Origin of the sequence: Pseudomonas syringae pv. tagetis, assembly GCF_022557255.1 — a bacterium.
Lineage (GTDB): Bacteria > Pseudomonadota > Gammaproteobacteria > Pseudomonadales > Pseudomonadaceae > Aquipseudomonas > Aquipseudomonas caricapapayae.
The window spans coordinates 422,651-444,338 of the sequence record NZ_CP092923.1 but is presented as its reverse complement, the minus strand read 5'-3'; the positions used below and the strand labels follow the sequence as shown (position 1 = coordinate 444,338).

General features: G+C 60.4%; 20 protein-coding genes and 1 riboswitch. Of the genes, 15 read left to right on the top strand and 5 right to left on the bottom strand.

Annotation, left to right across the window (positions count from 1 at the left end; all coding sequences use genetic code 11):
• Position 1 precedes the first annotated feature (1 nt).
• From metW to MME58_RS01990, 4 genes are read left to right on the top strand one after another with little or no spacing between them, the layout of a single operon-like run.
• Positions 2 to 622, top strand: a complete 621-nt coding sequence (gene metW, locus MME58_RS02005) for a methionine biosynthesis protein MetW (RefSeq protein WP_003414343.1) — start codon at positions 2 to 4, stop codon at positions 620 to 622.
• 33 nt (positions 623 to 655) lie between these two features.
• Complete coding sequence (gene rdgB, locus MME58_RS02000) at positions 656 to 1,249, top strand: RdgB/HAM1 family non-canonical purine NTP pyrophosphatase (RefSeq protein ID WP_055004874.1); 594 nt, start codon at positions 656 to 658, stop codon at positions 1,247 to 1,249.
• The gene (gene hemW, locus MME58_RS01995; RefSeq protein ID WP_055004875.1) at positions 1,246 to 2,460 is read left to right on the top strand and encodes a radical SAM family heme chaperone HemW; all 1,215 of its coding nucleotides are present in this window, start codon (positions 1,246 to 1,248) and stop codon (positions 2,458 to 2,460) included. The genes rdgB and hemW overlap by 4 nt, the downstream gene beginning before the upstream one ends.
• 9 nt (positions 2,461 to 2,469) lie before the next feature.
• Complete coding sequence (locus MME58_RS01990) at positions 2,470 to 2,793, top strand: DUF3392 domain-containing protein (RefSeq protein ID WP_002551720.1); 324 nt, start codon at positions 2,470 to 2,472, stop codon at positions 2,791 to 2,793.
• 87 nt (positions 2,794 to 2,880) lie between these two features.
• Here MME58_RS01990 and ilvD read toward each other — a convergent pair whose 3' ends face one another.
• Complete coding sequence (gene ilvD, locus MME58_RS01985) at positions 2,881 to 4,728, bottom strand: dihydroxy-acid dehydratase (protein ID WP_055004876.1); 1,848 nt, start codon at positions 4,726 to 4,728, stop codon at positions 2,881 to 2,883.
• Between the two features lie 337 nt (positions 4,729 to 5,065).
• Between ilvD and alaC the strand changes: the two genes are divergently transcribed.
• The 7 genes from alaC (at position 5,066) to otnI (ending at position 12,389) form a co-directional block, all read left to right on the top strand.
• The gene (gene alaC, locus MME58_RS01980) at positions 5,066 to 6,274 is read left to right on the top strand and encodes an alanine transaminase (RefSeq protein WP_054988377.1); all 1,209 of its coding nucleotides are present in this window, start codon (positions 5,066 to 5,068) and stop codon (positions 6,272 to 6,274) included.
• Between the two features lie 189 nt (positions 6,275 to 6,463).
• Positions 6,464 to 6,919, top strand: a complete 456-nt coding sequence (locus tag MME58_RS01975) for a YkgJ family cysteine cluster protein (protein ID WP_003422458.1) — start codon at positions 6,464 to 6,466, stop codon at positions 6,917 to 6,919.
• Between the two features lie 225 nt (positions 6,920 to 7,144).
• Complete coding sequence (gene ltnD, locus MME58_RS01970) at positions 7,145 to 8,050, top strand: L-threonate dehydrogenase (protein WP_055004877.1); 906 nt, start codon at positions 7,145 to 7,147, stop codon at positions 8,048 to 8,050.
• Positions 8,051 to 8,060: 10 nt separating this feature from the next.
• A complete protein-coding gene (gene otnK, locus MME58_RS01965) occupies positions 8,061 to 9,350 on the top strand; it encodes a 3-oxo-tetronate kinase (protein WP_055004878.1) in 1,290 nt (429 codons plus the stop codon).
• On the top strand, positions 9,350 to 9,988 hold the full coding sequence (gene otnC, locus MME58_RS01960) for a 3-oxo-tetronate 4-phosphate decarboxylase (protein WP_054988381.1): 639 nt from the start codon (positions 9,350 to 9,352) through the stop codon (positions 9,986 to 9,988). Before otnK ends, otnC begins: the two co-directional genes overlap by 1 nt.
• Before the next feature lie 135 nt (positions 9,989 to 10,123).
• Positions 10,124 to 11,581 carry a GntT/GntP/DsdX family permease gene (locus MME58_RS01955; protein WP_055004879.1) on the top strand — a complete coding sequence of 486 codons (1,458 nt, stop codon included), beginning with the start codon at positions 10,124 to 10,126 and terminating at the stop codon, positions 11,579 to 11,581.
• 22 nt (positions 11,582 to 11,603) lie between these two features.
• Positions 11,604 to 12,389, top strand: a complete 786-nt coding sequence (gene otnI / locus MME58_RS01950) for a 2-oxo-tetronate isomerase (protein ID WP_055004880.1) — start codon at positions 11,604 to 11,606, stop codon at positions 12,387 to 12,389.
• 250 nt (positions 12,390 to 12,639) lie between these two features.
• Here the strand turns inward: otnI and MME58_RS01945 are convergent, their stop codons facing one another.
• Positions 12,640 to 13,035, bottom strand: coding sequence for an acyl-CoA thioesterase (locus tag MME58_RS01945; RefSeq protein ID WP_054988384.1), 396 nt, complete (start codon positions 13,033 to 13,035; stop codon positions 12,640 to 12,642).
• On the opposite strand from MME58_RS01945, the gene MME58_RS01940 reads away from it, so the two are divergent.
• The 4 genes from MME58_RS01940 (at position 13,034) to MME58_RS01925 (ending at position 18,022) form a co-directional block, all read left to right on the top strand.
• Positions 13,034 to 13,240, top strand: a complete 207-nt coding sequence (locus MME58_RS01940; RefSeq protein ID WP_054988385.1) for a hypothetical protein — start codon at positions 13,034 to 13,036, stop codon at positions 13,238 to 13,240. The genes MME58_RS01945 and MME58_RS01940 overlap by 2 nt on opposite strands.
• Positions 13,241 to 13,255: 15 nt before the next feature.
• Positions 13,256 to 13,365, top strand: a riboswitch (S-adenosyl-L-homocysteine riboswitch).
• Positions 13,366 to 13,388: 23 nt separating this feature from the next.
• The gene (gene ahcY, locus MME58_RS01935; protein WP_055004881.1) at positions 13,389 to 14,798 is read left to right on the top strand and encodes an adenosylhomocysteinase; all 1,410 of its coding nucleotides are present in this window, start codon (positions 13,389 to 13,391) and stop codon (positions 14,796 to 14,798) included.
• Positions 14,799 to 14,987: 189 nt separating this feature from the next.
• Positions 14,988 to 15,833, top strand: coding sequence for a methylenetetrahydrofolate reductase [NAD(P)H] (gene metF, locus MME58_RS01930; protein WP_054988387.1), 846 nt, complete (start codon positions 14,988 to 14,990; stop codon positions 15,831 to 15,833).
• Between the two features lie 311 nt (positions 15,834 to 16,144).
• Positions 16,145 to 18,022: an RNA helicase RhlE2 gene (locus MME58_RS01925; RefSeq protein WP_054988388.1), complete on the top strand. Its 1,878-nt coding sequence runs from the start codon at positions 16,145 to 16,147 to the stop codon at positions 18,020 to 18,022.
• A gap of 252 nt (positions 18,023 to 18,274) precedes the next feature.
• Here the strand turns inward: MME58_RS01925 and MME58_RS01920 are convergent, their stop codons facing one another.
• The 3 genes from MME58_RS01920 to MME58_RS01910 form a co-directional block, all read right to left on the bottom strand.
• Positions 18,275 to 18,853, bottom strand: coding sequence for a YceI family protein (locus tag MME58_RS01920; RefSeq protein WP_054988389.1), 579 nt, complete (start codon positions 18,851 to 18,853; stop codon positions 18,275 to 18,277).
• Between the two features lie 27 nt (positions 18,854 to 18,880).
• Entirely contained in the window at positions 18,881 to 19,429 is a 549-nt protein-coding gene (locus tag MME58_RS01915; RefSeq protein WP_002551706.1) for a cytochrome b, read from the bottom strand.
• Between the two features lie 357 nt (positions 19,430 to 19,786).
• Positions 19,787 to 21,646, bottom strand: coding sequence for a flavin monoamine oxidase family protein (locus MME58_RS01910; RefSeq protein ID WP_055004882.1), 1,860 nt, complete (start codon positions 21,644 to 21,646; stop codon positions 19,787 to 19,789).
• Positions 21,647 to 21,688 lie beyond the last annotated feature (42 nt).

The window sequence follows — 21,688 nt, the reverse complement described above, 5'->3', positions numbered from 1 at the left end:
CATGAGAGCCGATCTGGAAATCATCCAGGAATGGATCCCCGCAGGCAGCCGCGTGCTCGACCTGGGTTGTGGCGACGGCGAATTGCTGACCTGGCTGCGTGATCACAAGCAAGTCACCGGCTACGGTCTGGAAAACGACGCGGCCAATATTGCCGAGTGTGTCGCCAAGGGTATCAACGTCATCGAACAGGACCTCGACAAGGGGCTGGGCAACTTTGCCAGCAACAGCTTCGATGTCGTGGTCATGACCCAGGCCCTGCAAGCGGTGCACTACCCGGACCGGATTCTCGACGAGATGCTGCGCGTCGGCCGCCAATGCATCATCACCTTCCCGAACTTCGGCCATTGGCGCTGCCGCTGGTATCTGGCGAGCAAGGGGCGCATGCCGGTCTCCGAGTTCCTGCCGTACACCTGGTACAACACACCGAACATTCACTTCTGCACCTTTGGCGACTTTGAAGAACTGTGCCGTGAGCGGGACGCCCAGGTGCTCGACAGGCTGGCGGTCGATCAACAGCACCGTCACGGCTGGGCCAGCAAGCTCTGGCCCAATCTGCTGGGCGAGATAGGCATTTATCGCGTCACCAGTCCAGGGCTGACGGACCACAAGATTGCCGTTTAACCGAACGTTTTCAGGCACCACGACAGGCCAACCATGAACCTTGCACAACTCGTACTGGCCAGCCACAACGGCGGCAAACTCAAAGAACTCCAGGCCATGCTCGGCGGCAGCGTGACGTTGCGCTCGGTCAGCGAGTTCAGCCTGGTAGAGCCGGAAGAAACCGGCCTGTCGTTCGTCGAGAACGCGATCCTCAAGGCACGCAACGCCGCACGCCTTTCGGGTCTGCCTGCGCTGGCCGACGACTCAGGACTGGCGGTGGACTACCTCGGCGGTGCGCCGGGCATCTATTCCGCACGCTACGCCGACGGCCAGGGCGATGCTGCCAACAATGCCAAGCTGCTGGAGGCGCTGAAAGATGTGCCGGACGAGCAGCGTGGCGCGCAGTTCGTTTGTGTACTGGCGCTGGTAAGGCACGCCAACGATCCGCTGCCGATCCTCTGTGAAGGCTTGTGGCACGGACGTATCCTGCACTCAGCCAGCGGCGAACACGGTTTTGGCTACGATCCGCTGTTCTGGGTGCCGGAGCGTAACTGCTCCAGCGCCGAACTCGGCCCGAGCGAGAAAAACCAGCTCAGCCATCGCGCCCGCGCTATGGTCCTGTTGCGTCAACGCCTGGGTTTGCAATGACCCACGATTCGCCTGCGCAACCGCTGTTTCTCGGCGAGAGCGGTTTCTCGTCAGAGATGCCACGCGCTGCACTGCCGCACCTGCCACCACTGTCGCTGTACATCCACATTCCGTGGTGCGTGCGCAAATGCCCGTACTGCGACTTCAATTCGCACACCGCAAGCCCCGTATTGCCGGAACAGGAATACGTCGACGCCCTGCTCGCCGATCTGGACCTTGACCTGCCGCACGTCTACGGCCGCGAGCTGCAATCGATCTTCTTTGGCGGCGGCACGCCGAGCCTGTTCAGCGCCGACGCTTTGGGTCGCCTGCTCCAAGGTGTGGAACAACGCATTCGCTTCGCCAGCGATATCGAGATCACGCTGGAAGCCAACCCCGGCACCTTCGAGCAAGCCAAGTTCAGCGCCTATCGCCGTCTGGGGATCAATCGGCTGTCCATCGGCATTCAGAGCTTTCAGGCATCCAAACTCAAGGCACTGGGGCGGACTCACAACGGTGACGAAGCGATTCGCGCCGCCGACATGGCGCGCCAGGCCGGTTTCGACAACTTCAACCTGGACCTGATGCACGGTCTGCCGGACCAATCACAGGATGAGGCGCTGGATGATCTGCGTCAGGCCATTGCCCTCGCACCGACTCATCTGTCCTGGTATCAACTGACCCTGGAACCCAATACGGTGTTCTGGAATCAGCCACCGGTGCTGCCGGAAGACGACATTCTCTGGGACATTCAGGAAACCGGACAGCAGTTGCTGGCCACTCAGGGTTACGCGCAGTACGAAGTGTCGGCTTATGCGCAACCCGGAAAACCGGCGCGGCATAACCTCAACTATTGGGCGTTCGGTGATTTCATCGGCATCGGTGCAGGCGCACACGGCAAGCTGAGCCATCCGGACGGACGCATTATTCGCACCTGGAAGACCCGGCTGCCCAAGGATTACCTGAACCCGGACAAGCCGTTTCAGGCCGGTTCAAAGCTGTTGCCGCTGGACGAATTGCCGTTTGAATTCTTGATGAATGCATTGCGACTGACAAATGGTGTGGACGCTGCGTTATTTCGGGAAAGGACGGGTCTAAGCCTCGATTCGCTCGCCGAGGCACGCCGTCAGGCCGAACGAAAGGGTCTGCTGCATAAGGATCCGAGCCGTCTGATCGCCACGCCACAAGGCCAGTTGTTCCTCAATGACCTGCTGCAATACTTTCTGATCTAAGGACCCTGCATGGATTTCGTACTCGATCTGCTCGCCACCGTTTCGCGCTGGAGTCGCAGCAATCTTTCGGAAATCGCCCTGGCACTGGTGGGCTGCCTGCTGGTGCTGTTCGGCTCGGACATAAAAGGCTGGCTGGAACAGCGCATCAGCGGCATTACAGGCGCCTTGCGCATCCCGCTCATCGCCCTGCTGTGCGCCGTCGGCAGCGGCGCGGCACTGATCTACGCCACACCGTGGGTCGTGCGCGGCCTCAGCCAGTTCAACAACTACAGCCTGGCACCGGTGCTGTTGGTGGTGCTGGTGTTGATCGGGGTGATTGCGGACCGCAAGTAAGCGCTCCTTTTCGGTCGCCTGCGTTAAATCAGCGGCCAACAAAAAGCCCGGCATCTCTGCCGGGCTTTTTGGTTTTTACGGTGCAGATCAAGGCACCAGCTTGTCCAGCAGAGCCTTGTCGCGCACAGCACCCTTGTCGGCACTGGTTGCCAGCAGAGCATAGGCCTTGAGCGCGGTGGTCACTTTGCGTGGACGCGACTCGACCGGCTTCCAGCCTTTCTTGTCCTGTTCGGCACGACGCTCGGCCATTTCCGCATCGTCGATCAGCAGGTTGATCGAGCGATTCGGGATGTCGATCAGCACTTTGTCGCCATCGCGGACCAGACCAATCGCACCACCCGCCGCTGCTTCCGGCGAGGCGTGGCCGATGGACAGCCCGGATGTACCGCCAGAAAAGCGACCGTCGGTGAGCAGTGCGCAATCCTTGCCCAGCCCTTTGGACTTCAGGTACGAGGTCGGGTAGAGCATTTCCTGCATGCCCGGACCGCCTTTGGGGCCTTCGTAACGGATGATCACGATGTCGCCCGCCTTCACCTCGTCAGCCAGAATCCCGCGCACGGCGCTGTCCTGGCTTTCGAAGATCTTGGCGTTGCCTTCGAAGACGTGGATCGACTCGTCGACACCGGCGGTTTTCACCACGCATCCATCGAGCGCGATGTTGCCGTACAACACCGCCAGGCCACCTTCTTGCGAATAGGCGTGCTGAACGCTGCGGATGCAGCCGTTTTCGCGGTCGTCATCCAGGCTGTCCCAGCGGGTCGACTGGCTGAACGCAGTTTGCGTCGGGATGCCCGCCGGGCCTGCCTTGAAGAAGGTGTGCACGGCTTCGTCGTCAGTCTGGGTGATGTCCCATTTGGCAATGCCTTCGGCCAGCGTCCTGCTGTGTACCGTCGGCAGGTCGGTGTGCAGCAGACCACCACGGGCCAGCTCGCCGAGGATGCTGAAAATCCCGCCGGCACGGTGCACGTCTTCCATGTGGTACTTCTGGATGTTCGGCGCGACCTTGCACAACTGCGGCACCTTGCGCGACAGACGGTCGATGTGGCGCAGGTCGAAATCGATCTCGGCTTCCTGAGCCGCTGCCAGCAAGTGCAGGATGGTGTTGGTCGAACCGCCCATGGCGATATCCAGCGTCATGGCGTTTTCGAACGCCTTGAAGTTGGCGATGTTGCGCGGCAACACCGAGTCATCGTTTTCCTTGTAGTACTGGCGGCACAGATCAACGATGGTCCGGCCAGCCTGCAGGAACAGTTGCTCGCGGTCGCTGTGGGTGGCGAGCGCAGAACCGTTGCCCGGCAACGCCAGGCCCAGCGCTTCGGTCAGGCAATTCATCGAGTTGGCAGTGAACATGCCGGAACACGAACCACAGGTCGGGCAGGCGCTGCGCTCGTACTCCGCGACTTTTTCGTCGCTGGCAGTCGAATCGGCAGCGATGACCATCGCGTCGACCAGATCCAGGCCGTGACTGGCCAGTTTGGTCTTGCCTGCTTCCATCGGCCCGCCAGAGACGAAAATCACCGGAATGTTCAGGCGCAACGACGCCATCAGCATGCCGGGGGTGATCTTGTCGCAGTTGGAAATACACACGATGGCGTCGGCGCAATGCGCGTTGACCATGTATTCGACGGAGTCGGCGATGATCTCGCGGCTTGGCAGCGAATACAGCATGCCGTCGTGACCCATGGCGATGCCGTCATCGACCGCAATGGTGTTGAATTCCTTGGCCACGCCACCGGCGCGTTCGACTTCACGAGCGACCAGCTGGCCCATGTCCTTGAGGTGGACATGGCCGGGTACGAACTGGGTGAAGGAGTTGGCGATGGCGATGATCGGTTTCTTGAAATCTTCGTCCTTCATGCCCGTGGCGCGCCAAAGGGCACGGGCGCCGGCCATGTTGCGGCCGTGGGTGGAGGTTTTCGAGCGGTAATCAGGCATTGGAGCACTCCGGCAAAAATAAGGCTGATCAGGAAGGGAGTGAGCTTCTATTGACGTCGCAGGCGAGCGGCAGTGACCGCAGGCAGCGAAGAAACCGAACACCACGGGATCACCGTGTACTCGGCCTGAGCTCATAAACCCGCCGGGGGATGACTGGCGATGAATAGCGCCGATTCTACACCGCCGGGTCGTTTGGTGGGGTCCGAATATCGCTATCGGTGCTGCGCCGCAAATCCCGATGGACAAAATGCTATCAGGCCATTTATCTTCTCGGCAGGCCGCCTCATGTGGCCACGTCGCTCGGACGGTTCCGGGCGCTTACGTACGCGAGATACTCATGGCAGACCAAGGTTCGCCGCGCCGCTTTGCGCGCATCGATCGACTCCCCCCTTATGTATTCAACATCACCGCCGAGCTGAAAATGGCTGCGCGCCGCCGTGGTGAGGACATTATCGACCTGAGCATGGGCAACCCCGACGGGGCCACACCGCCCCACATCGTCGAAAAACTGGTGACCGTGGCCCAGCGCGAAGACACTCACGGTTACTCCACCTCACGCGGTATTCCACGCCTGCGCCGGGCTATTTCCAACTGGTACAAGAAGCGCTACGAGGTCGATATCGACCCCGAAAGCGAAGCCATCGTCACCATCGGCTCCAAGGAAGGCCTGGCGCACCTGATGCTCGCCACGCTGGATCAGGGCGACACGGTGCTGGTGCCCAACCCCAGTTATCCGATCCACATCTACGGTGCCGTGATTGCCGGCGCCCAGGTAAGGTCGGTGCCGCTGGTGCCCGGTGTGGACTTCTTCGCCGAACTGGAGAAGGCCATTCGCGGCTCGATTCCCAAGCCGAAGATGATGATCCTGGGCTTCCCGTCCAACCCGACCGCGCAGTGCGTAGAGCTGGATTTCTTCGAGCGCGTTGTCGCGCTGGCCAAACAGTATGACGTGCTGGTGGTCCACGATCTGGCCTACGCCGACATCGTTTACGATGGCTGGAAAGCCCCGTCGATCATGCAGGTGCCTGGCGCAAAGGACATTGCCGTCGAGTTCTTTACGCTGTCCAAGAGCTACAACATGGCTGGCTGGCGAATCGGCTTCATGGTTGGCAATCCCGAGCTGGTGAGCGCGCTGGCGCGGATCAAGAGTTACCACGACTACGGCACCTTCACACCGCTGCAGGTGGCGGCCATTGCGGCACTGGAAGGTGATCAGCAGTGTGTGCTCGACATCGCCGAGCAGTATCGTCAGCGCCGTAACGTACTGGTCAAAGGTCTGCACGAACTGGGCTGGATGGTCGAAAACCCGAAAGCCTCCATGTACGTCTGGGCAAAGATTCCCGAGGCCTACGCGCACCTGGGCTCACTTGAGTTCGCCAAGAAGCTGCTGGCCGAAGCCAAGGTCTGCGTCTCGCCGGGCATCGGTTTCGGTGAGTATGGCGACGATCACGTGCGCTTCGCCCTGATCGAGAATCAGGACCGTATCCGCCAGGCCGTACGCGGGATCCGCAGCATGTTCAGGGCCGACGACAAACTCAAGTCCTGAGTTCGCCCCAGCAACACAATGCGTGCAAGGCCATGCCTGCTGACTGAATACGGTCGGCAGGCATGGACCTTGCGAGCGTTTCCCCGCGCCCCGCCTGACCGACAGTCGCCTCGACAATTTTTCCTTACTGCAAATGGCCGCGGACCGGTATGATCGCGCGCCCCGATACACCCGGAATTCTGAAATAAAATGAAACCCACCTTGATCGCCGCCGCAGAACTCGATCGCATCGACACCTGGGCCAAATACTCCAGCCACATGTGCGGGGGCTGCGTGTCCAGTTGCTGCACGCTGCCGGTAGAAGTGAAGATCAAGGACCTGATCCGCATCGGCATCGTCGATGAGTTCGAACGCGGCGACCCGGCCAAGAACATCGCCAAGCGTTTGCAGAAGGAAGGCATCGTCGAGCGTTACAACCAGAAGTCGGAAATCTTCACGTTGCAGCGCATGAGTAACAACGACTGCCTGTATCTGGACCGTAAAAGCCGCTTGTGCACCATCTATGACAAACGCCCGGACACCTGCCGCAACCACCCGAAAATCGGGCCGCGCCCAGGTTACTGCGCGTACAAGCCCAAAGAAGTCGTGCGTCAGGAAAGCGGTTCGCTGAGGAACGCCACCAGCGCGCCAGTGCCGAAATTCTGACCCGTGAAGGGCGGCACCAGCGCCGACTGCCAACGCACCTCAATCAAGCCCCGGTCAGGGGCTTTTTTGTGCGCGATGGAAAAAGCCTATCGATGTTAATTTTTGTGAAAAATAAAAATACTTCACATTATTTACTCATTGATTCACTATCCGATTCACAGATCAGAACAATAACGCTCGAATGCCAGCTTCACAGGCATCGGCACTGACGTTGAGGATTACTGCATGACCGGCAAAAATGTTGGCGTTATCGGCTTGGGTGCAATGGGTCTGGGCATTGCCCGCTCGCTGCTGCGCAGCGGCTTCAAGGTGCACGCCTGCGATGTGCGCACCAGCGTGACCGAAGCATTCGCTCAGGAAGGTGGCATTGCCTGTGATTCTCCGGCCAGCATGGCCGCTGCCTGCGATGTGATCATCACTGTCGTGGTTAACGCCGAGCAGACCGAAACCGTCCTGTTTGGCGAAAACGGTGCCATTGCCGCGTTGCGCCCGGGCAGCCTGGTCATCGGTTGCGCCACCGTCGCGCCAACCTTTGCGGTCGAACTCGGCGAGCGCCTGGCGGCACAGAACCTGCTGTACCTCGACGCGCCGATCTCCGGTGGCGCAGCCAAGGCCGCTGCCGGTCAGATGACCATGATGACCTCCGGTCCGGCTGAGTCCTACGCCAAGGCAGAAGCCATTCTCGACGGCATGGCCGGCAAGGTGTACCGCCTGGGCGACGTCCACGGGCTGGGCTCGAAAGTCAAAATCATCAATCAGTTGCTCGCCGGCGTGCACATCGCGGCCAGCGCCGAAGCCATGGCGCTGGGTCTGCGCGAAGGCGTCGACGCTGACGCGTTGTACGAAGTGATCACCAACAGTGCCGGTAATTCGTGGATGTTCGAAAACCGCGTGCCGCACATTCTCAATGCCGATTACACCCCGCTGTCGGCTGTGGATATCTTCGTCAAGGACCTTGGGCTGGTGCTGGATACCGCACGCAGCAGCAAATTCCCGCTGCCGTTGTCGGCCACTGCGCATCAAATGTTCATGCAGGCGTCCAGCGCCGGTTTCGGCCGCGAGGATGACTCGGCCGTGATCAAGATTTTCCCGGGCATCGAATTGCCGAAAGCCAAGCCAGAAAAAGCCTGAGGAGCGATTGATGAGCCTGAATAACGCTCGCCCGTTGCTGGGCTGTATTGCCGATGATTTCACCGGCGCGACCGACCTGGCCAATATGCTGGTGCGCGGCGGTATGCGCACTGTACAGAGCATTGGCATCCCCGGAGCCGAAATGGCAGCGGGTCTGGACGCGGACGCGATTGTCATCGCCCTGAAATCCCGCACCACACCAAGCGCCGAGGCGGTGGCTGAGTCCCTCGCGGCACTGGAGTGGCTGCGCGAGCGCGGTTGCGAGCAGATCTTCTTCAAATACTGCTCGACCTTCGACTCCACGGCGGCGGGCAACATCGGCCAGGTCAGCGAAGCACTGCTGCAACAACTGGGCAGTGACTTTACCCTCGCCTGCCCGGCCTTTCCGGAAAACGGCCGTACGATTTTCCGGGGTCACCTGTTCGTACAGGACCAGTTGCTCAGCGAGTCCGGCATGCAGAACCACCCGCTGACACCAATGACCGACGCCAATCTGGTGCGTGTACTGCAAGCGCAGACCACCGGCAAGGTTGGCCTGTTGCGCTACGACACAGTCGCCAGCGGCGTGGACAGCGTGCGCAGCAAGATAGCCGAACTGCGTGCCGAAGGCGTGAGCATGGCGATTGCCGACGCCCTGTCGGATGCGGATTTGTACACCCTGGGCGAAGCCTGTGCCGACCTGCCGCTGCTGACCGGTGGCTCGGGTCTGGCGCTGGGCCTGCCGAGCAATTTCCGCAAAGCGGGCAAGCTGCGTGACATCGACGCTGCCAGACAGATCGTCATCGGTGGCGGTGAGGTGGTTCTGGCCGGCAGCGCATCGGTTGCCACCAACGGTCAGGTTGCGGCCTGGCTGGAAGCGGATCGACCTGCGCTGCGCATCAATCCGCTGGAGCTGGCCGCAGGCAAGCCGGTGGTCGAGCAGGCGCTGGCGTTTGCCCGAGATGCCGGGCAGACCGTGTTGATCTACGCCACCAGCACCCCGGAAGAAGTCAAAGCCGTGCAGAAAGAACTGGGCGTTGAGCGCTCCGGCGCGATGGTCGAGGCCGCACTCGGCGAAATCGCCAAGGGGCTGCTGGACGCCGGCGTACGCCGCTTCGTGGTCGCCGGTGGCGAAACCTCCGGAGCCGTGGTTCAGGCGCTGGGCGTGCAATTGCTGCAGATCGGCGCACAGATCGATCCGGGTGTTCCGGCCACCGTCAGCAGCGGCGCGCAACCGCTGGCACTGGCACTCAAATCCGGCAATTTCGGCGCTCGCGACTTCTTCGCCAAGGCCCTCAAGCAATTGGCGGGGGCAGCCTGATGATCGATGAAAACGCCCTGCGTCAGGAAATCTGCGACGTCGGCCGGCTGCTGTATGGCCGCGGCTACACGGTGGGCAGCGCAGGCAACATCAGTGCACGGCTCGACGATGGCTGGCTGATCACCCCGACCGATGCCTGCCTGGGCCGTATGGACCCGACAGAGATTGCCAAGGTCAATCTTGCCGGTGAATGGGTATCGGGCAGCAAGCCCTCCAAGACCCTGGCCCTGCACCGCGAAGTCTATGACCGCAACCCACAGGTCGGCGGCGTGGTGCATACCCACTCGACCCATCTGGTTGCTCTGACGCTGGCAGGCGTGTGGCGTGAAGACGACATTCTGCCGCCACTGACGCCCTATCAGGTCATGAAGGTCGGGCACATCCCGCTGATCGGCTATCAGCGTCCAGGCTCGCCGAAAGTCGCCGAGCGCGTGGCCGAACTGGCCAACAGCGTGCGCGGCGTGATGCTCGAACGGCTCGGTCCGGTGGTCTGGGAGAGCTCGGTGGCCAAGGCTTGCTATGCCCTGGAGGAGCTGGAGGAAACCGCCCGGTTATGGCTGATGAGCAACCCTAAACCTGCGCCGCTGGACCCGGCGGCGCTTGAGGAACTGCGTCAGGTGTTCGGCGCGAAGTGGTAACGGACACACATTGATCGAGGGGCGCACTGCGCCTCTCGGCCGAAAAACAATAACAACAGGAATCGAGAGCATGACTCACCCCTATCCCGCTGTTTCGTTGTCAGTCTTTATCACCATTGACCGGAGTGCACGGGCATGACGCCGCTCATGTTGATGGTTGTGGCCGGTGCGGGCATCGCACTGCTGTTGTTTCTGGTGCTCAAGTATAAATTCCAGCCCTTTGTTGCCCTGATGCTGGTCAGCATCATCGTGGCGCTGATCGCAGGTGTTAAACCGGCCGACCTGGTTGCCACCATTGAAGGCGGCATGGGCAAGACGCTCGGCCATATCGCGATCATCATCGCCCTGGGCGCGATGATCGGACGCATCATCGAGCTGTCGGGCGGCGCAGAAGCGCTGGCCCGGACCCTGATCAACCGCTTCGGCAACAAGCGCACGCCGCTGGCGCTGACCGTTGCAGGCTTCATGGTCGGCATCCCGGTGTTCTTCGAAGTCGGCGTGATCATCCTTATGCCCCTGGCGTATGGCGTGGCCCGTGCGGCGCGCAAGCCGTTGCTGATTTTCGCCCTGCCGATGTGCGCCGCACTGCTGGCAGTGCATGCGTTTCTGCCGCCTCACCCAGGCGCAGTCGCCGCGGCCAGTCAGCTGGGAGCGGATCTGGGCCGAGTGCTGATGCTGGGTATTCCGATCGTGGCGGTATTGTGCGCAATCGGTTACTTCGTGGCAGGCCGCATGACCCGCAAGACCTACCCGATGACGGATGACATCCGCGCCGAAGTCTATGGTCCGCACATCACCAATGAAGACCTGGAAGCCTGGGCACGCAATGATTACTCCGGCGTGCGCGAGGCCACCGAAACCAGAACAATGGGCCTCGAAGAGAGCGCCAGCAGCCTGGCGGGCAAACTGCCGCCAGCGCCTGCACCCGGCTTCGGGCTGATCATCGCCCTGATTCTGCTGCCGATCGTGCTGATTCTGCTGGGAACCCTGGCCACCACCCTGCTGCCAGCAACGTCAACGTTGCGTGCCGTGCTGACCGTTCTCGGTGCACCCTTGGTTGCGCTGTTGATCGATACCTTGCTCTGCGCCTGGCTGCTGGGTTCGCGTCGCGGCTGGAGCCGTACTCAGGTGTCTGACGTGATCGGCTCGGCATTGCCGGGTGTGGCGATGGTCATCCTGATTGCCGGTGCCGGTGGGGTATTCGGCAAGGTGCTGGTCGATACCGGTATTGGTGCAGTGGTGTCCGAGGCACTGCGCAACACCGGTCTGCCGGTGCTGGCGCTGGGCTTCCTGCTAACGCTGTTGCTGCGTGCGGTTCAGGGCTCGACCACCGTAGCGCTGGTGACCACTGCCGGTATTCTCAGCCCGTTGATCGCCACGCTGGACCTGAGCGCCAATCACCTGGCCCTGCTGTGCCTGGCAATGGGCGGCGGCGGTCTGGCCATGTCGCACATCAACGATGCCGGCTACTGGATGTTCACCAAGCTGGCGGGCCTCAATGTCGCCGACGGCTTGCGCACCTGGACCGTACTGGTCACGCTGCTCGGCACGCTGGGCTTCGTGATCACCCTGCTGCTTTGGCCATTCGTCTGACCCTTTGAAGACTGGAGTTAACATGCCTCGTTTTGCCGCCAACCTCAGCATGCTGTATCCGCAGCATGATTTTCTTGAGCGCTTCGCCGCAGCCGCTGCCGATGGTTTCGGCGCGGTCGAGTACCTGTTCCCTTATGCCTACAGCCCTCAGGAACTCAAACAGCGACTGAGCGATAACGGTCTGGTGCAGGCGCTGTTCAATGCCCCGCCGGGTGACTGGGATGCGTGCGAGCGAGGCATCGCCACGTTGCCGGGCCGTGAAGCGGAGTTTCGCAGCGGTATCGAGCAGGCGCTGGAATATGCGCAGGTGCTGGGCAATGACCGCGTGCATGTCATGGCTGGTCTACTGCCGAGCGAAAGCCTGCGTGAACGTCATCAGGCGGTCTATCTGGAAAACCTGGCGTTCGCGGCTGAGCAGGCCAGGTCTGTAGGCGTCACCATCCTGATCGAGCCGATCAACACCCGTGACATGCCGGGCTTTTTCCTCAACCGCCAGGATCAGGCACAGGAAATCTGCAGGCTGGTGGGCGCTGACAACCTGAAGGTGCAGTTCGACTGCTACCACTGCCAGATCGTCGAGGGCGACCTGACCACCAAGCTGCGCCGGGATTTTGCAGGCATTGGGCATATCCAGATCGCAGGCGTACCGGATCGTAATGAACCGGATCTGGGCGAACTGAACTACCAACACCTGTTCGACGTTATTGACGAACTGGGCTACACAGGCTGGGTTGGCTGCGAATACCGCCCCAAAGGCGACACCAGCGAAGGGTTGTCGTGGTTGCGGGCGTTGCAGGCGAAGGGCTGAACCCAGCGGCATGGAAGACGCGGAGCGTTGTGAACGGCATTACCACGGAGCGTGAGTAATCTGAACCATCGTGCGACGCTCCGCGGCGGCATGCCGTTCTGGACGCTCTGCGTCCGATCCTGACTGTGTAGTGCGGCGCAGATTTGTGACGCAGAGCGTCACCCAAGGCATTCCCACGCTGGAGCGTGAGGAACGATAATCTCAACTATCGTACCCATGCTCTGCGCCCGGTTTTAAGAGATTGGAAACATCAATCGTCTACGTCGAACTGGTCCTTTATATAGCGGATTTCAGTACGACCATGCGGCACGGGCTGGCCGTCTTCGTCGAGGTTGACGAAGACGATCTTCTCGACCGTCAGAATGCTTTTGCGGGTGATCTTGTTGCGCACCTGGCACTTGAGTGTGATCGAGGTGCGGCCGAATTCTGTAGCGGTGATGCCCAGTTCGATGATGTCGCCCTGACGCGACGCACTGACGAAATTGATTTCCGATATGTACTTGGTCACCACCCGCTGATTACCCAGCTGGACAATCGCGTAGATCGCAGCCTCTTCGTCGATCCAGCGCAGCAGGCTACCGCCGAACAACGTGCCGTTGGGGTTGAGGTCTTCGGGCTTTACCCACTTGCGGGTGTGGAAATTCATGGTCATTCCTGAGCGTCTGGCCGATAGAGACCAGCATGATGGCAGAGCCAGCGGCCCGCGCCCATGCCTGCGTCATAACGACTATGCATCGACCCGATTACAGGCCAATGGCAATTGTGTGGCCTTTAAACCGACAGAAAGCCTTGGGAAGAATCGCGAGCGCCGCTATACTGCCAAACGTTTCAAAACGGTCATCTACGCTTGATACCGTTCCCGCCACCTGTCCGAGGGGCGCTGCAGCAGGTTTTCCCTGTCAGGCTCGGATGGGGCGTTGTTTGCCAGGACGATCCCGACCGGCAAACCTTAAACGCACAACGGCGCCCATTCGCATTTTTATGGAATGGAGACTCTCAATGAGTGCTGTAATCACGCCCGCAGAATTCAACGACTACAAGGTTGCCGATATTTCACTGGCTGCCTGGGGTCGTCGCGAAACCATCATTGCCGAATCCGAAATGCCTGCCCTGATGGGCCTGCGCCGCAAGTACGCCGGTGAGCAGCCGCTCAAAGGCGCGAAAATTCTCGGCTGCATCCACATGACCATTCAGACCGCCGTGCTGATCGAAACCCTGGTTGCGCTGGGTGCCGAAGTTCGCTGGTCGTCGTGCAACATCTTCTCCACCCAGGACCAGGCTGCTGCGGCCATCGCCGCTGCGGGCATTCCTGTGTTCGCCTGGAAAGGCGAAACCGAAGAGGAATACGAGTGGTGCATCGAGCAGACCATCCTCAAGGATGGCCAGCCATGGGACGCCAATATGATCCTCGACGACGGCGGCGACCTGACCGAGATCATCCACAAGAAATACCCGGCGATGCTGGATAAGATCCATGGTGTCACCGAAGAGACCACCACGGGCGTGCATCGCCTGCTGGACATGCTTGCCAAGGGCGAGCTGAAAATCCCGGCCATCAACGTCAACGACTCGGTGACCAAAAGCAAGAACGACAACAAGTACGGCTGCCGTCACAGCCTGAACGACGCCATCAAACGCGGTACCGACCACTTGCTGTCCGGCAAGCAGGCGCTGGTGATCGGTTACGGTGACGTGGGCAAGGGCTCGGCCCAGTCCCTGCGTCAGGAAGGCATGATCGTCAAAGTGACCGAAGTCGACCCGATCTGCGCCATGCAGGCCTGCATGGACGGTTTCGAGCTGGTCTCCCCGTTCATCGACGGCGAAAACGACGGCACCGAAGCAAGCATCGACAAGGCGCTGCTGGGCAAGATCGACCTGATCGTGACCACCACCGGCAACGTCAACGTCTGCGATGCGAACATGCTCAAAGCGCTGAAAAAACGCGCTGTGGTGTGCAACATCGGCCACTTCGACAACGAAATCGACACCGCTTTCATGCGCAAGAACTGGGCATGGGAAGAAGTGAAGCCACAGGTGCACAAGATCCACCGCACCGGTCCTGGCGCGTTCGACGCACAGAACGACGACTACCTGATCCTGCTGGCCGAAGGCCGTCTGGTCAACCTGGGCAACGCCACTGGCCACCCAAGCCGCATCATGGACGGCTCGTTCGCCAACCAGGTTCTGGCGCAGATCTTCCTGTTCGATCAGAAGTACGCTGACCTGGCTCCTGCCAAGAAAGCCGAGCGTCTGACCGTTGAAGTACTGCCGAAGAAACTCGACGAAGAAGTGGCCCTGGAAATGGTCCGCGGTTTCGGCGGCGTGGTAACCAAGCTGACCAAGACCCAGGCCGACTACATCGGTGTGACCGTCGACGGTCCGTTCAAGCCGCACGCTTATCGCTATTGATTGATAGCTGTAAGCGGTAAGTTTCAAGCTGCAAGCAAGTGCGCTTTTCTTGTTTGCAGCTTGGGCTTTAAGCTCGTTTCTTTATCGTTACTAAACAGCCGTGAGCGGCAAGCGTAAGACTGCGGAGCCAGGCATACAGCCCTCTTGCAGCTTGCAACTTGCAGCTAAAAGCTGGAGGTCTCCTCCCCCATGTCTCAAGAACGCCGCTTCAGCTTCGAGTTTTTTCCTACCAAGACCGACGCTGGACATGAAAAGCTGCTGACCGTTGCTCGTCAGCTAGCCACCTACAACCCCGATTTTTTCTCCTGCACCTACGGTGCCGGTGGCTCGACCCGCGACCGCACGCTCAATACCGTGTTGCAGCTGGAAAACGAGATCAAAGTACCTGCTGCGCCGCATTTGTCTTGTGTAGGCGACAGCAAGGACGACTTGCGCAGCTTGCTGACGCACTACAAGGATGCGGGCATCAAACGCATCGTGGCCCTGCGCGGCGACCTGCCTTCGGGTATGGGTATGGCCAGCGGTGAGCTGCGCCATGCCAATGACCTGGTGAGTTTCATTCGCCAGGAAAGCGGCAGCCATTTCCATATCGAAGTGGCCGCCTACCCGGAAATGCACCCGCAGGCGCGCAACTTCGAAGACGACCTGAAGCACTTCGTCAACAAGGCCAATGCCGGTGCCGACAGCGCGATCACTCAGTACTTCTTCAACGCCGACAGCTACTTCACCTTTGTCGAGCGCGTCGAGAAGATGGGCGTAAGCATTCCGATCGTGCCGGGCATCATGCCGATCACCAATTACAGCAAGCTGGCGCGTTTCTCGGATGCGTGCGGTGCGGAAATCCCGCGCTGGATCCGTAAGCAGCTGGAGGCCTATGGCGATGACGTGCAAAGCATTCAGGCGTTTGGCGAAGAAGTCATCACGCAAATGTGTGAGCGACTGCTGCAAGGCGGCGCCCCCGGTCTGCATTTCTACACCCTGAACCAGGCAGAGCCGAGCCTGGCCGTGTGGAACAACCTGCAACTGCCGCGCTGAAAACGGCCTCAGGACCGCGATCCAGCCGGGTATTCCCGGGAGATCGCGGCCCGATACACCGTTGGGCAGCAGGAAAGCGGCGTATTGCGTTCGCTCTGTTATACTCCAGCCTTCCCGCCAGGCTTACGCCCGGACGCCCGGTCTTGCAATCGTCACCCGTTCACGCCAACAGCGCAATTTTCATCAAGCGCAGACGTCACGGAATGCACTGAAGACCCGGCAGGACCGGACGGGATCGCGTTGTCTTTACACGCCATTCGCGCCAGGCAAGACATCCCTTGAGCTTAAGCTCCAACAGAACAGGATTACTCATGTCCTTTGCTTCCCTCGGTCTCTCCGAGGCTTTAGTCCGCGCCATCGAGGCAGCGGGCTATACCCAGCCTACCCCCGTGCAACAGCGGGCCATTCCCGCCGTGTTACAAGGTCGCGACCTGATGGTTGCGGCACAGACCGGTACTGGTAAAACCGGCGGTTTCGCCCTCCCTATCCTGGAGCGGCTGTTTCCCAACGGTGTTCCGGACAAATCCCAGCGTCACGGCCCGCGCCAACCACGCGTGCTGGTCCTGACCCCGACCCGCGAACTGGCCGCACAAGTGCATGAGAGTTTCAAACTCTATGCCCGCGACCTGAAATTCGTCAGCGCCTGCATCTTCGGCGGCGTTGGCATGAACCCGCAGGTTCAGGCCATGTCCCGTGGTGTAGACGTATTGGTGGCCTGCCCCGGTCGCCTGCTTGACCTGGCCGGTCAAGGCAGCGTCGACCTGTCCCACGTTGAAATCCTGGTGCTCGATGAAGCAGACCGGATGCTCGACATGGGCTTCGTGCATGACGTCAAGAAAGTCCTCGCGCGCCTGCCTGCCAAGCGTCAGAACCTGCTGTTCTCGGCCACCTTCTCCAATGACATCACGTCGTTGGCTGGCAAGCTGCTGCACAACCCCGAGCGCATCGAAGTCACACCGCCAAACACCACGGTCGAGCGTATCGAGCAACGGGTTTTCCGCCTGCCAGCCAACCACAAGCGTTCGCTGCTGGCGCATTTGATCACTGTCGGTGCCTGGGAACAGGTACTGGTCTTCACCCGCACCAAGCACGGTGCCAACCGTCTGGCCGAGTACCTGGACAAGCACGGCCTTGCGGCGGTCGCGATCCACGGCAACAAGAGCCAGAACGCACGCACCAAGGCACTGGCCGATTTCAAGGCGGGTGATGTACGCATCATGGTTGCGACCGATATCGCGGCACGTGGCCTGGATATCGATCAGTTGCCGCATGTCGTCAACTTCGAGCTGCCCAACGTCGACGAAGACTATGTTCACCGTATCGGCCGTACTGGCCGCGCCGGTCGTTCCGGCGAAGCCATTTCGCTGGTTGCGCCGGACGAAGAGAAGCTGCTCAAAAGCATTGAGCGCATGACCAAACAGAAAATCGCCGACGGCGACCTGATGGGCTTCGACATCACTGCCGTCGAGGCTGAAAAGCCGGAAGTGCGCGAGCGTCCGGATGTTCGCAACTCCCGTGGTGCACGTCCTGCCGGCGACAAGAACAACGGTGGTCGTCGCGACAAGGGCAAGGACAAAGGCAAGGAAAAACCCGCCGCTGCGGCCGCTACCGGCGAACGCCCTGCCCGGCAGCCACGCGAAAAAAAACCTCGTGAGGGCACGCCTCGCAGCGAACAGCGTGCATCGCAGCCTGCCATACCGCGTCCGACGGCGGATCGTGCCCCGGATGAGTTCCGCGATGACGAAGTGGATAACTTCGGCAATCGCGCTGACTACGTCAGTCCTTACCAGGGCAAAGGGCAGAACCGTGGTCGTCGCCCGGCTGCCGCGCCTGGTGCTGCACCGGCTACCGGTGGCGCAGCTCGTCCGGCCAATCAGGGTCGACCTGCGGGCGGCGCTCGCAACGGCTCAGGCTCAGGCGCGCCAAAGCGCAACGGTTCGGGTTCGTCGGCACCGCGCTCACGTGATGGCCAGCCTCGTGGTCGTCGCCCGGCACGTGACGATCAGCCCTTGCCGCGTGAAGGTCAGGAGCCAGCCGTGCGTGCACCACGCGACGGCCAGCCTCAGCCAAAGATCGTGCACAAGGAATCAAAGATCGACCGCTTCCCGTCAGCCGAGCAACTGGACCAGTTGCCAAGCCGCCCGCGCGGTGAAAAACCGGCCCTGCTGACCCGCAACCGCGACAGCTGACAGCCACGCAACACTAAAAACGCCCCGACCTGCTCGGGGCGTTTTTGTTTGTTGTATCGTTTGTTGTGTCGATGATCGCTCCCACGCTCCGCGTCCGATCTTGAGCGGGTGGCGCGGCGCCGATCTGCGACGCAGAGCGTTACGAACTGCATGCCAACGCAGAGCATTGGCACGATAGTCACCTCAGGAAGTTTCATCGCACCAATAAAAACGCCGACCCAAAGGTCGGCGTTCTGTCGATCAAACGTGCAATTACTTCTTCTGCACGCCTTCGAAGGTGATGTCCAGGTCCAGCGTCTGCGATGTCGGGCCTGGGCCTTTGATGCCGAAGTCGTTCAGGTTCAGCGTCGAAGTACCGTTGAAACCGGCACGGTAGCCGCCCCACGGATCCTTGCCTTCGCCGTTGAAGGTTGCCTTGATCACGATCGGCTTGGTAACGCCGTGCAGGGTCAGGTCACCGGTCACGTCAGCCGTTTTCTCGCCGGTCGATTTGACGCTGGTGGAGACAAACTTGGCTTCCGGGTACTTGGCAACGTCCAGGAAATCCTTGCTGGCGATGTGCTTGTCGCGCTCGGCGTGGTTGGTGAACAGGCTGGCAGTTTTCAGCTCGACATTGATTTTGCTGGCCTCAGGCTTGGCAGCATCAAAGCTAAACGTGCCGTCCCAGTCCTTGAACGTACCGTGGATGAAGCTGTAGCCCAGGTGGCTGATCTTGAAGTCAACGAATGCGTGTTGACCTTCCTTGTCGATAACGTAGTCGGCAGCCATGGCCTGGCCAGCAGACAACAGTGCGGTACCCAGAGCCAGAGCGGCGAGAGACTTCTTCAGCATGCTTTTATTCCCGTTTTGGTTGAACAATCAATTACGACCCAGCATACGCTTGAGGGTCACATCGCGATCGATGAAGTGGTGTTTCAATGCTGCAAGACCGTGGAGCCCCGCGAATATCACGATGACCCAGGCCAGATACAGGTGAATCCAGCCAGCCGTTTCTGCCTGATCAGGAAGGCCCGAAACCAGCGCAGGCACATCGAACAGGCCGAATACCGGTATCCCCACGCCGTCGGCAGTGGAAATGAGGTAACCGGCGAACATCACGGCAAACAGAGCGACATACAAAAACAGATGGCCGAACGCAGCCCCGATGCGCGTCAACTTACTGTAGCTGGTCAACGGCGGCGGTGGCGGGCTGAGCAGACGCCAGACCACGCGGATCAACATGATCGCAAACAGGGTGATGCCAATGCTCTTGTGCAGATCAGGCCCGGCCTTGCGCCATGTATCGTAGTAATCCAGCCCGACCATCCACAACCCCAGCGCAAACATGCCAAACACGACAGCAGCCACGCCCCAGTGCAGCACCATGCTGACCAGACCGTAGCGAGAGGATGAGTTACGTAGCTGCATTACCAGTACCTTGTCAGAAGTGTTACCAGACTAGCTTTTTATCTATCGAATGAAAGCGCAAAATTTTGCTTGGACATATCAAACAATACGATGAGTCCAATGGACGTTTCGTCTGTCGATTCTGTTGGCTTTGCCAACACCTGACCTGCTCTTCAGCAAACCAGACTGTCCTCGCTGCGGCAGCATCTCGATAATTTGCCGTCAGTAACACTTTGCATTGACCATCGGCCGTTCGATACCGATGAACGGCATGATCCGCTCCACTGACGCCAGCCTGGATAGAGAGAACGGATTCAACGCGCACAAAAAAAGGGACGCGGCCATGAGCCGCGTCCCTTTCATTCAGCTATCGCCGGGTCAGTTGTTGACGCCTGCGGGGGCTGTTTCAGCAGGTGTTTTGGCCGGAGACGGTTTAGTCTGGGCCTTTTTCGCCGCTTCTTTTTTGGCCGCCTCTTTCTTCGCAGCCTCTTTTTTGGCGGCTTCCTTGCTCTGCGGCTTTTTCGCAGGTTCGGCCTTGGTCGCGGGCTTCTTCGCGGGCTCGGCTTTTACCGGCGGCCTGGCAGGCTGGACAGCCGGCGCAACCACAGGTGCTGGCGCGGCAACAGGCGCTGGAGCTGGAGCCGGTTCCGCGGCCTTTTCTACCGGAGCAGGGGCCGGTGCGGGTTCTTCGGCACCACCAAACAGACGCGAGAAGAAGCCTGGTTTGTCAGCCTGAGGCTTGGCGGGCTCAGCCGGCTTGTCGGACGAACCACCGAACAGGTTACTGAAAAAATTGCCTTCGGATTTCTGCGAAGCCGGCGTCGGCGCTTTCGGCGGTGCAACCTTGACCGGTTCGAACGATTTGCCCGCTGCCAGATCCTGCACCTGACCGGCCGCACGCTGACCACTGCGCAGCGCACCTTCCAGAGTGCCAGGGTACAAGGTGTCAGTGTGCTCGCCAGCGAACGCTACGCGCAGAATCGGCCGCTCCCACAGACGCCAGTATTTGCTGATCTGGCCAGGGCCGAACGCCAGGTAAGAGCCACCAGTGGACGGGTCGACGCTGTAACGACGGATTTCATAGCCGGTGTACGCACCGCGCGCTTCGGGATAAAAAGCATGCAGCCGGATCAATACCTGATCGACCATCTGCTTGTCGCCGAAGGCCTGCATGATGCGTGCGTTGTCGCCGGACAGGTTGATCACCACATTGGCGCCGCCTTTGAGCGCTGGCTCTACCCACAACATGCCCAGACCGGTGTTGCTGAACACTTCACCGGACATGCGCGCCTTGCTGTCCCAGACCGGGGTCTTGAACTTGAGCATGATCTGGTCGCGCCAGCCGTAGTTGGTGCTCTTAATGGCACCCATGTGCTGAGCGTCGAGCGCAGGTGTCATCTGGATCTTGCCCAGCGAGCGCAACGGCACGGCCATGACCACATAATCAGCGGTGTAACTGGTTGCGCCGGTTTTGACCGTGACCTTGTCTTTCTCCTGAATGACGGCTGTCACCGGGGAGTTGGTCTTGATGGTCTTGAGCTGCTTGACGAACGCCTGAGTCAATACCGCGCTGCCACCGGGCAGGCGCGCAGCGCGCAAGTCACGCTCGTCAACCGAGCGATACACCCGCGATTGCTGGGCAAGGTACAGCAGCGACAGGCGCGAAGGCTCGTCATAGCGCGTACGAATCTGCTGGTTGATCAACTGCCGCGCCGTGGCAGGCAGGCTCAGGCGGTCCAGCCAGTTGGCGACGTTGATCTGGTCCAGCGCGAACAGGGTGCTGTTGGATGCCGGGTTTTCCGGGTCATCGACGGATCGGGCCAGGTTGTCCAGAGTGTCGTTGTAGCGTTTGATGGCTTCAGCGGTCGCGGGCTGCTTCACGGCCAGGTCAGCCTGGGTGAAATATACGCCGTCGATCAGGTAACCGGGCGTACGCACAAATTCAGGCGCCGGCACGGTAGGCAGCTTGAAGCTGTCCAGGTAGCGGTTCAGCACCGGCTGAGCCTTGGTGTTGCCGATCCACTCGCTGGTCGCCAGGCCGGAGCGGCCGCCCAGGCTGGATTTGGCCTCCAGCAGCGTCACCTGCCACCCCTTGGTTTGCAGTTCGTAGGCGGCAGTCAGACCTGCCAGCCCACCGCCGACGACAATGGCGGTTCGTTGTTTTTCATCGGCGAGCGTAGAAACGCTGACCAACCCCGCCACGATCAGCGCACACGCGCGCAGCCACCCAGAAAGCATTCGGCGAACTCCAGAAAACATAGGGAAGATTGGGCAAGTCAG

What these genes read in the sequence shown, in the direction of transcription:
- metW (WP_003414343.1), top strand. Translation starts at nt 2, where the DNA reads ATGAGAGCCGATCTGGAAATCATCCAGGAATGGATCCCCGCAGGCAGC.
- rdgB (WP_055004874.1), top strand. Translation starts at nt 656, where the DNA reads ATGAACCTTGCACAACTCGTACTGGCCAGCCACAACGGCGGCAAACTC.
- hemW (WP_055004875.1), top strand. Translation starts at nt 1,246, where the DNA reads ATGACCCACGATTCGCCTGCGCAACCGCTGTTTCTCGGCGAGAGCGGT.
- MME58_RS01990 (WP_002551720.1), top strand. Translation starts at nt 2,470, where the DNA reads ATGGATTTCGTACTCGATCTGCTCGCCACCGTTTCGCGCTGGAGTCGC.
- ilvD (WP_055004876.1), bottom strand. Translation starts at nt 4,728, where the DNA reads ATGCCTGATTACCGCTCGAAAACCTCCACCCACGGCCGCAACATGGCC.
- alaC (WP_054988377.1), top strand. Translation starts at nt 5,066, where the DNA reads ATGGCAGACCAAGGTTCGCCGCGCCGCTTTGCGCGCATCGATCGACTC.
- MME58_RS01975 (WP_003422458.1), top strand. Translation starts at nt 6,464, where the DNA reads ATGAAACCCACCTTGATCGCCGCCGCAGAACTCGATCGCATCGACACC.
- ltnD (WP_055004877.1), top strand. Translation starts at nt 7,145, where the DNA reads ATGACCGGCAAAAATGTTGGCGTTATCGGCTTGGGTGCAATGGGTCTG.
- otnK (WP_055004878.1), top strand. Translation starts at nt 8,061, where the DNA reads ATGAGCCTGAATAACGCTCGCCCGTTGCTGGGCTGTATTGCCGATGAT.
- otnC (WP_054988381.1), top strand. Translation starts at nt 9,350, where the DNA reads ATGATCGATGAAAACGCCCTGCGTCAGGAAATCTGCGACGTCGGCCGG.
- MME58_RS01955 (WP_055004879.1), top strand. Translation starts at nt 10,124, where the DNA reads ATGACGCCGCTCATGTTGATGGTTGTGGCCGGTGCGGGCATCGCACTG.
- otnI (WP_055004880.1), top strand. Translation starts at nt 11,604, where the DNA reads ATGCCTCGTTTTGCCGCCAACCTCAGCATGCTGTATCCGCAGCATGAT.
- MME58_RS01940 (WP_054988385.1), top strand. Translation starts at nt 13,034, where the DNA reads ATGGTCATTCCTGAGCGTCTGGCCGATAGAGACCAGCATGATGGCAGA.
- MME58_RS01945 (WP_054988384.1), bottom strand. Translation starts at nt 13,035, where the DNA reads ATGAATTTCCACACCCGCAAGTGGGTAAAGCCCGAAGACCTCAACCCC.
- ahcY (WP_055004881.1), top strand. Translation starts at nt 13,389, where the DNA reads ATGAGTGCTGTAATCACGCCCGCAGAATTCAACGACTACAAGGTTGCC.
- metF (WP_054988387.1), top strand. Translation starts at nt 14,988, where the DNA reads ATGTCTCAAGAACGCCGCTTCAGCTTCGAGTTTTTTCCTACCAAGACC.
- MME58_RS01925 (WP_054988388.1), top strand. Translation starts at nt 16,145, where the DNA reads ATGTCCTTTGCTTCCCTCGGTCTCTCCGAGGCTTTAGTCCGCGCCATC.
- MME58_RS01920 (WP_054988389.1), bottom strand. Translation starts at nt 18,853, where the DNA reads ATGCTGAAGAAGTCTCTCGCCGCTCTGGCTCTGGGTACCGCACTGTTG.
- MME58_RS01915 (WP_002551706.1), bottom strand. Translation starts at nt 19,429, where the DNA reads ATGCAGCTACGTAACTCATCCTCTCGCTACGGTCTGGTCAGCATGGTG.
- MME58_RS01910 (WP_055004882.1), bottom strand. Translation starts at nt 21,646, where the DNA reads ATGCTTTCTGGGTGGCTGCGCGCGTGTGCGCTGATCGTGGCGGGGTTG.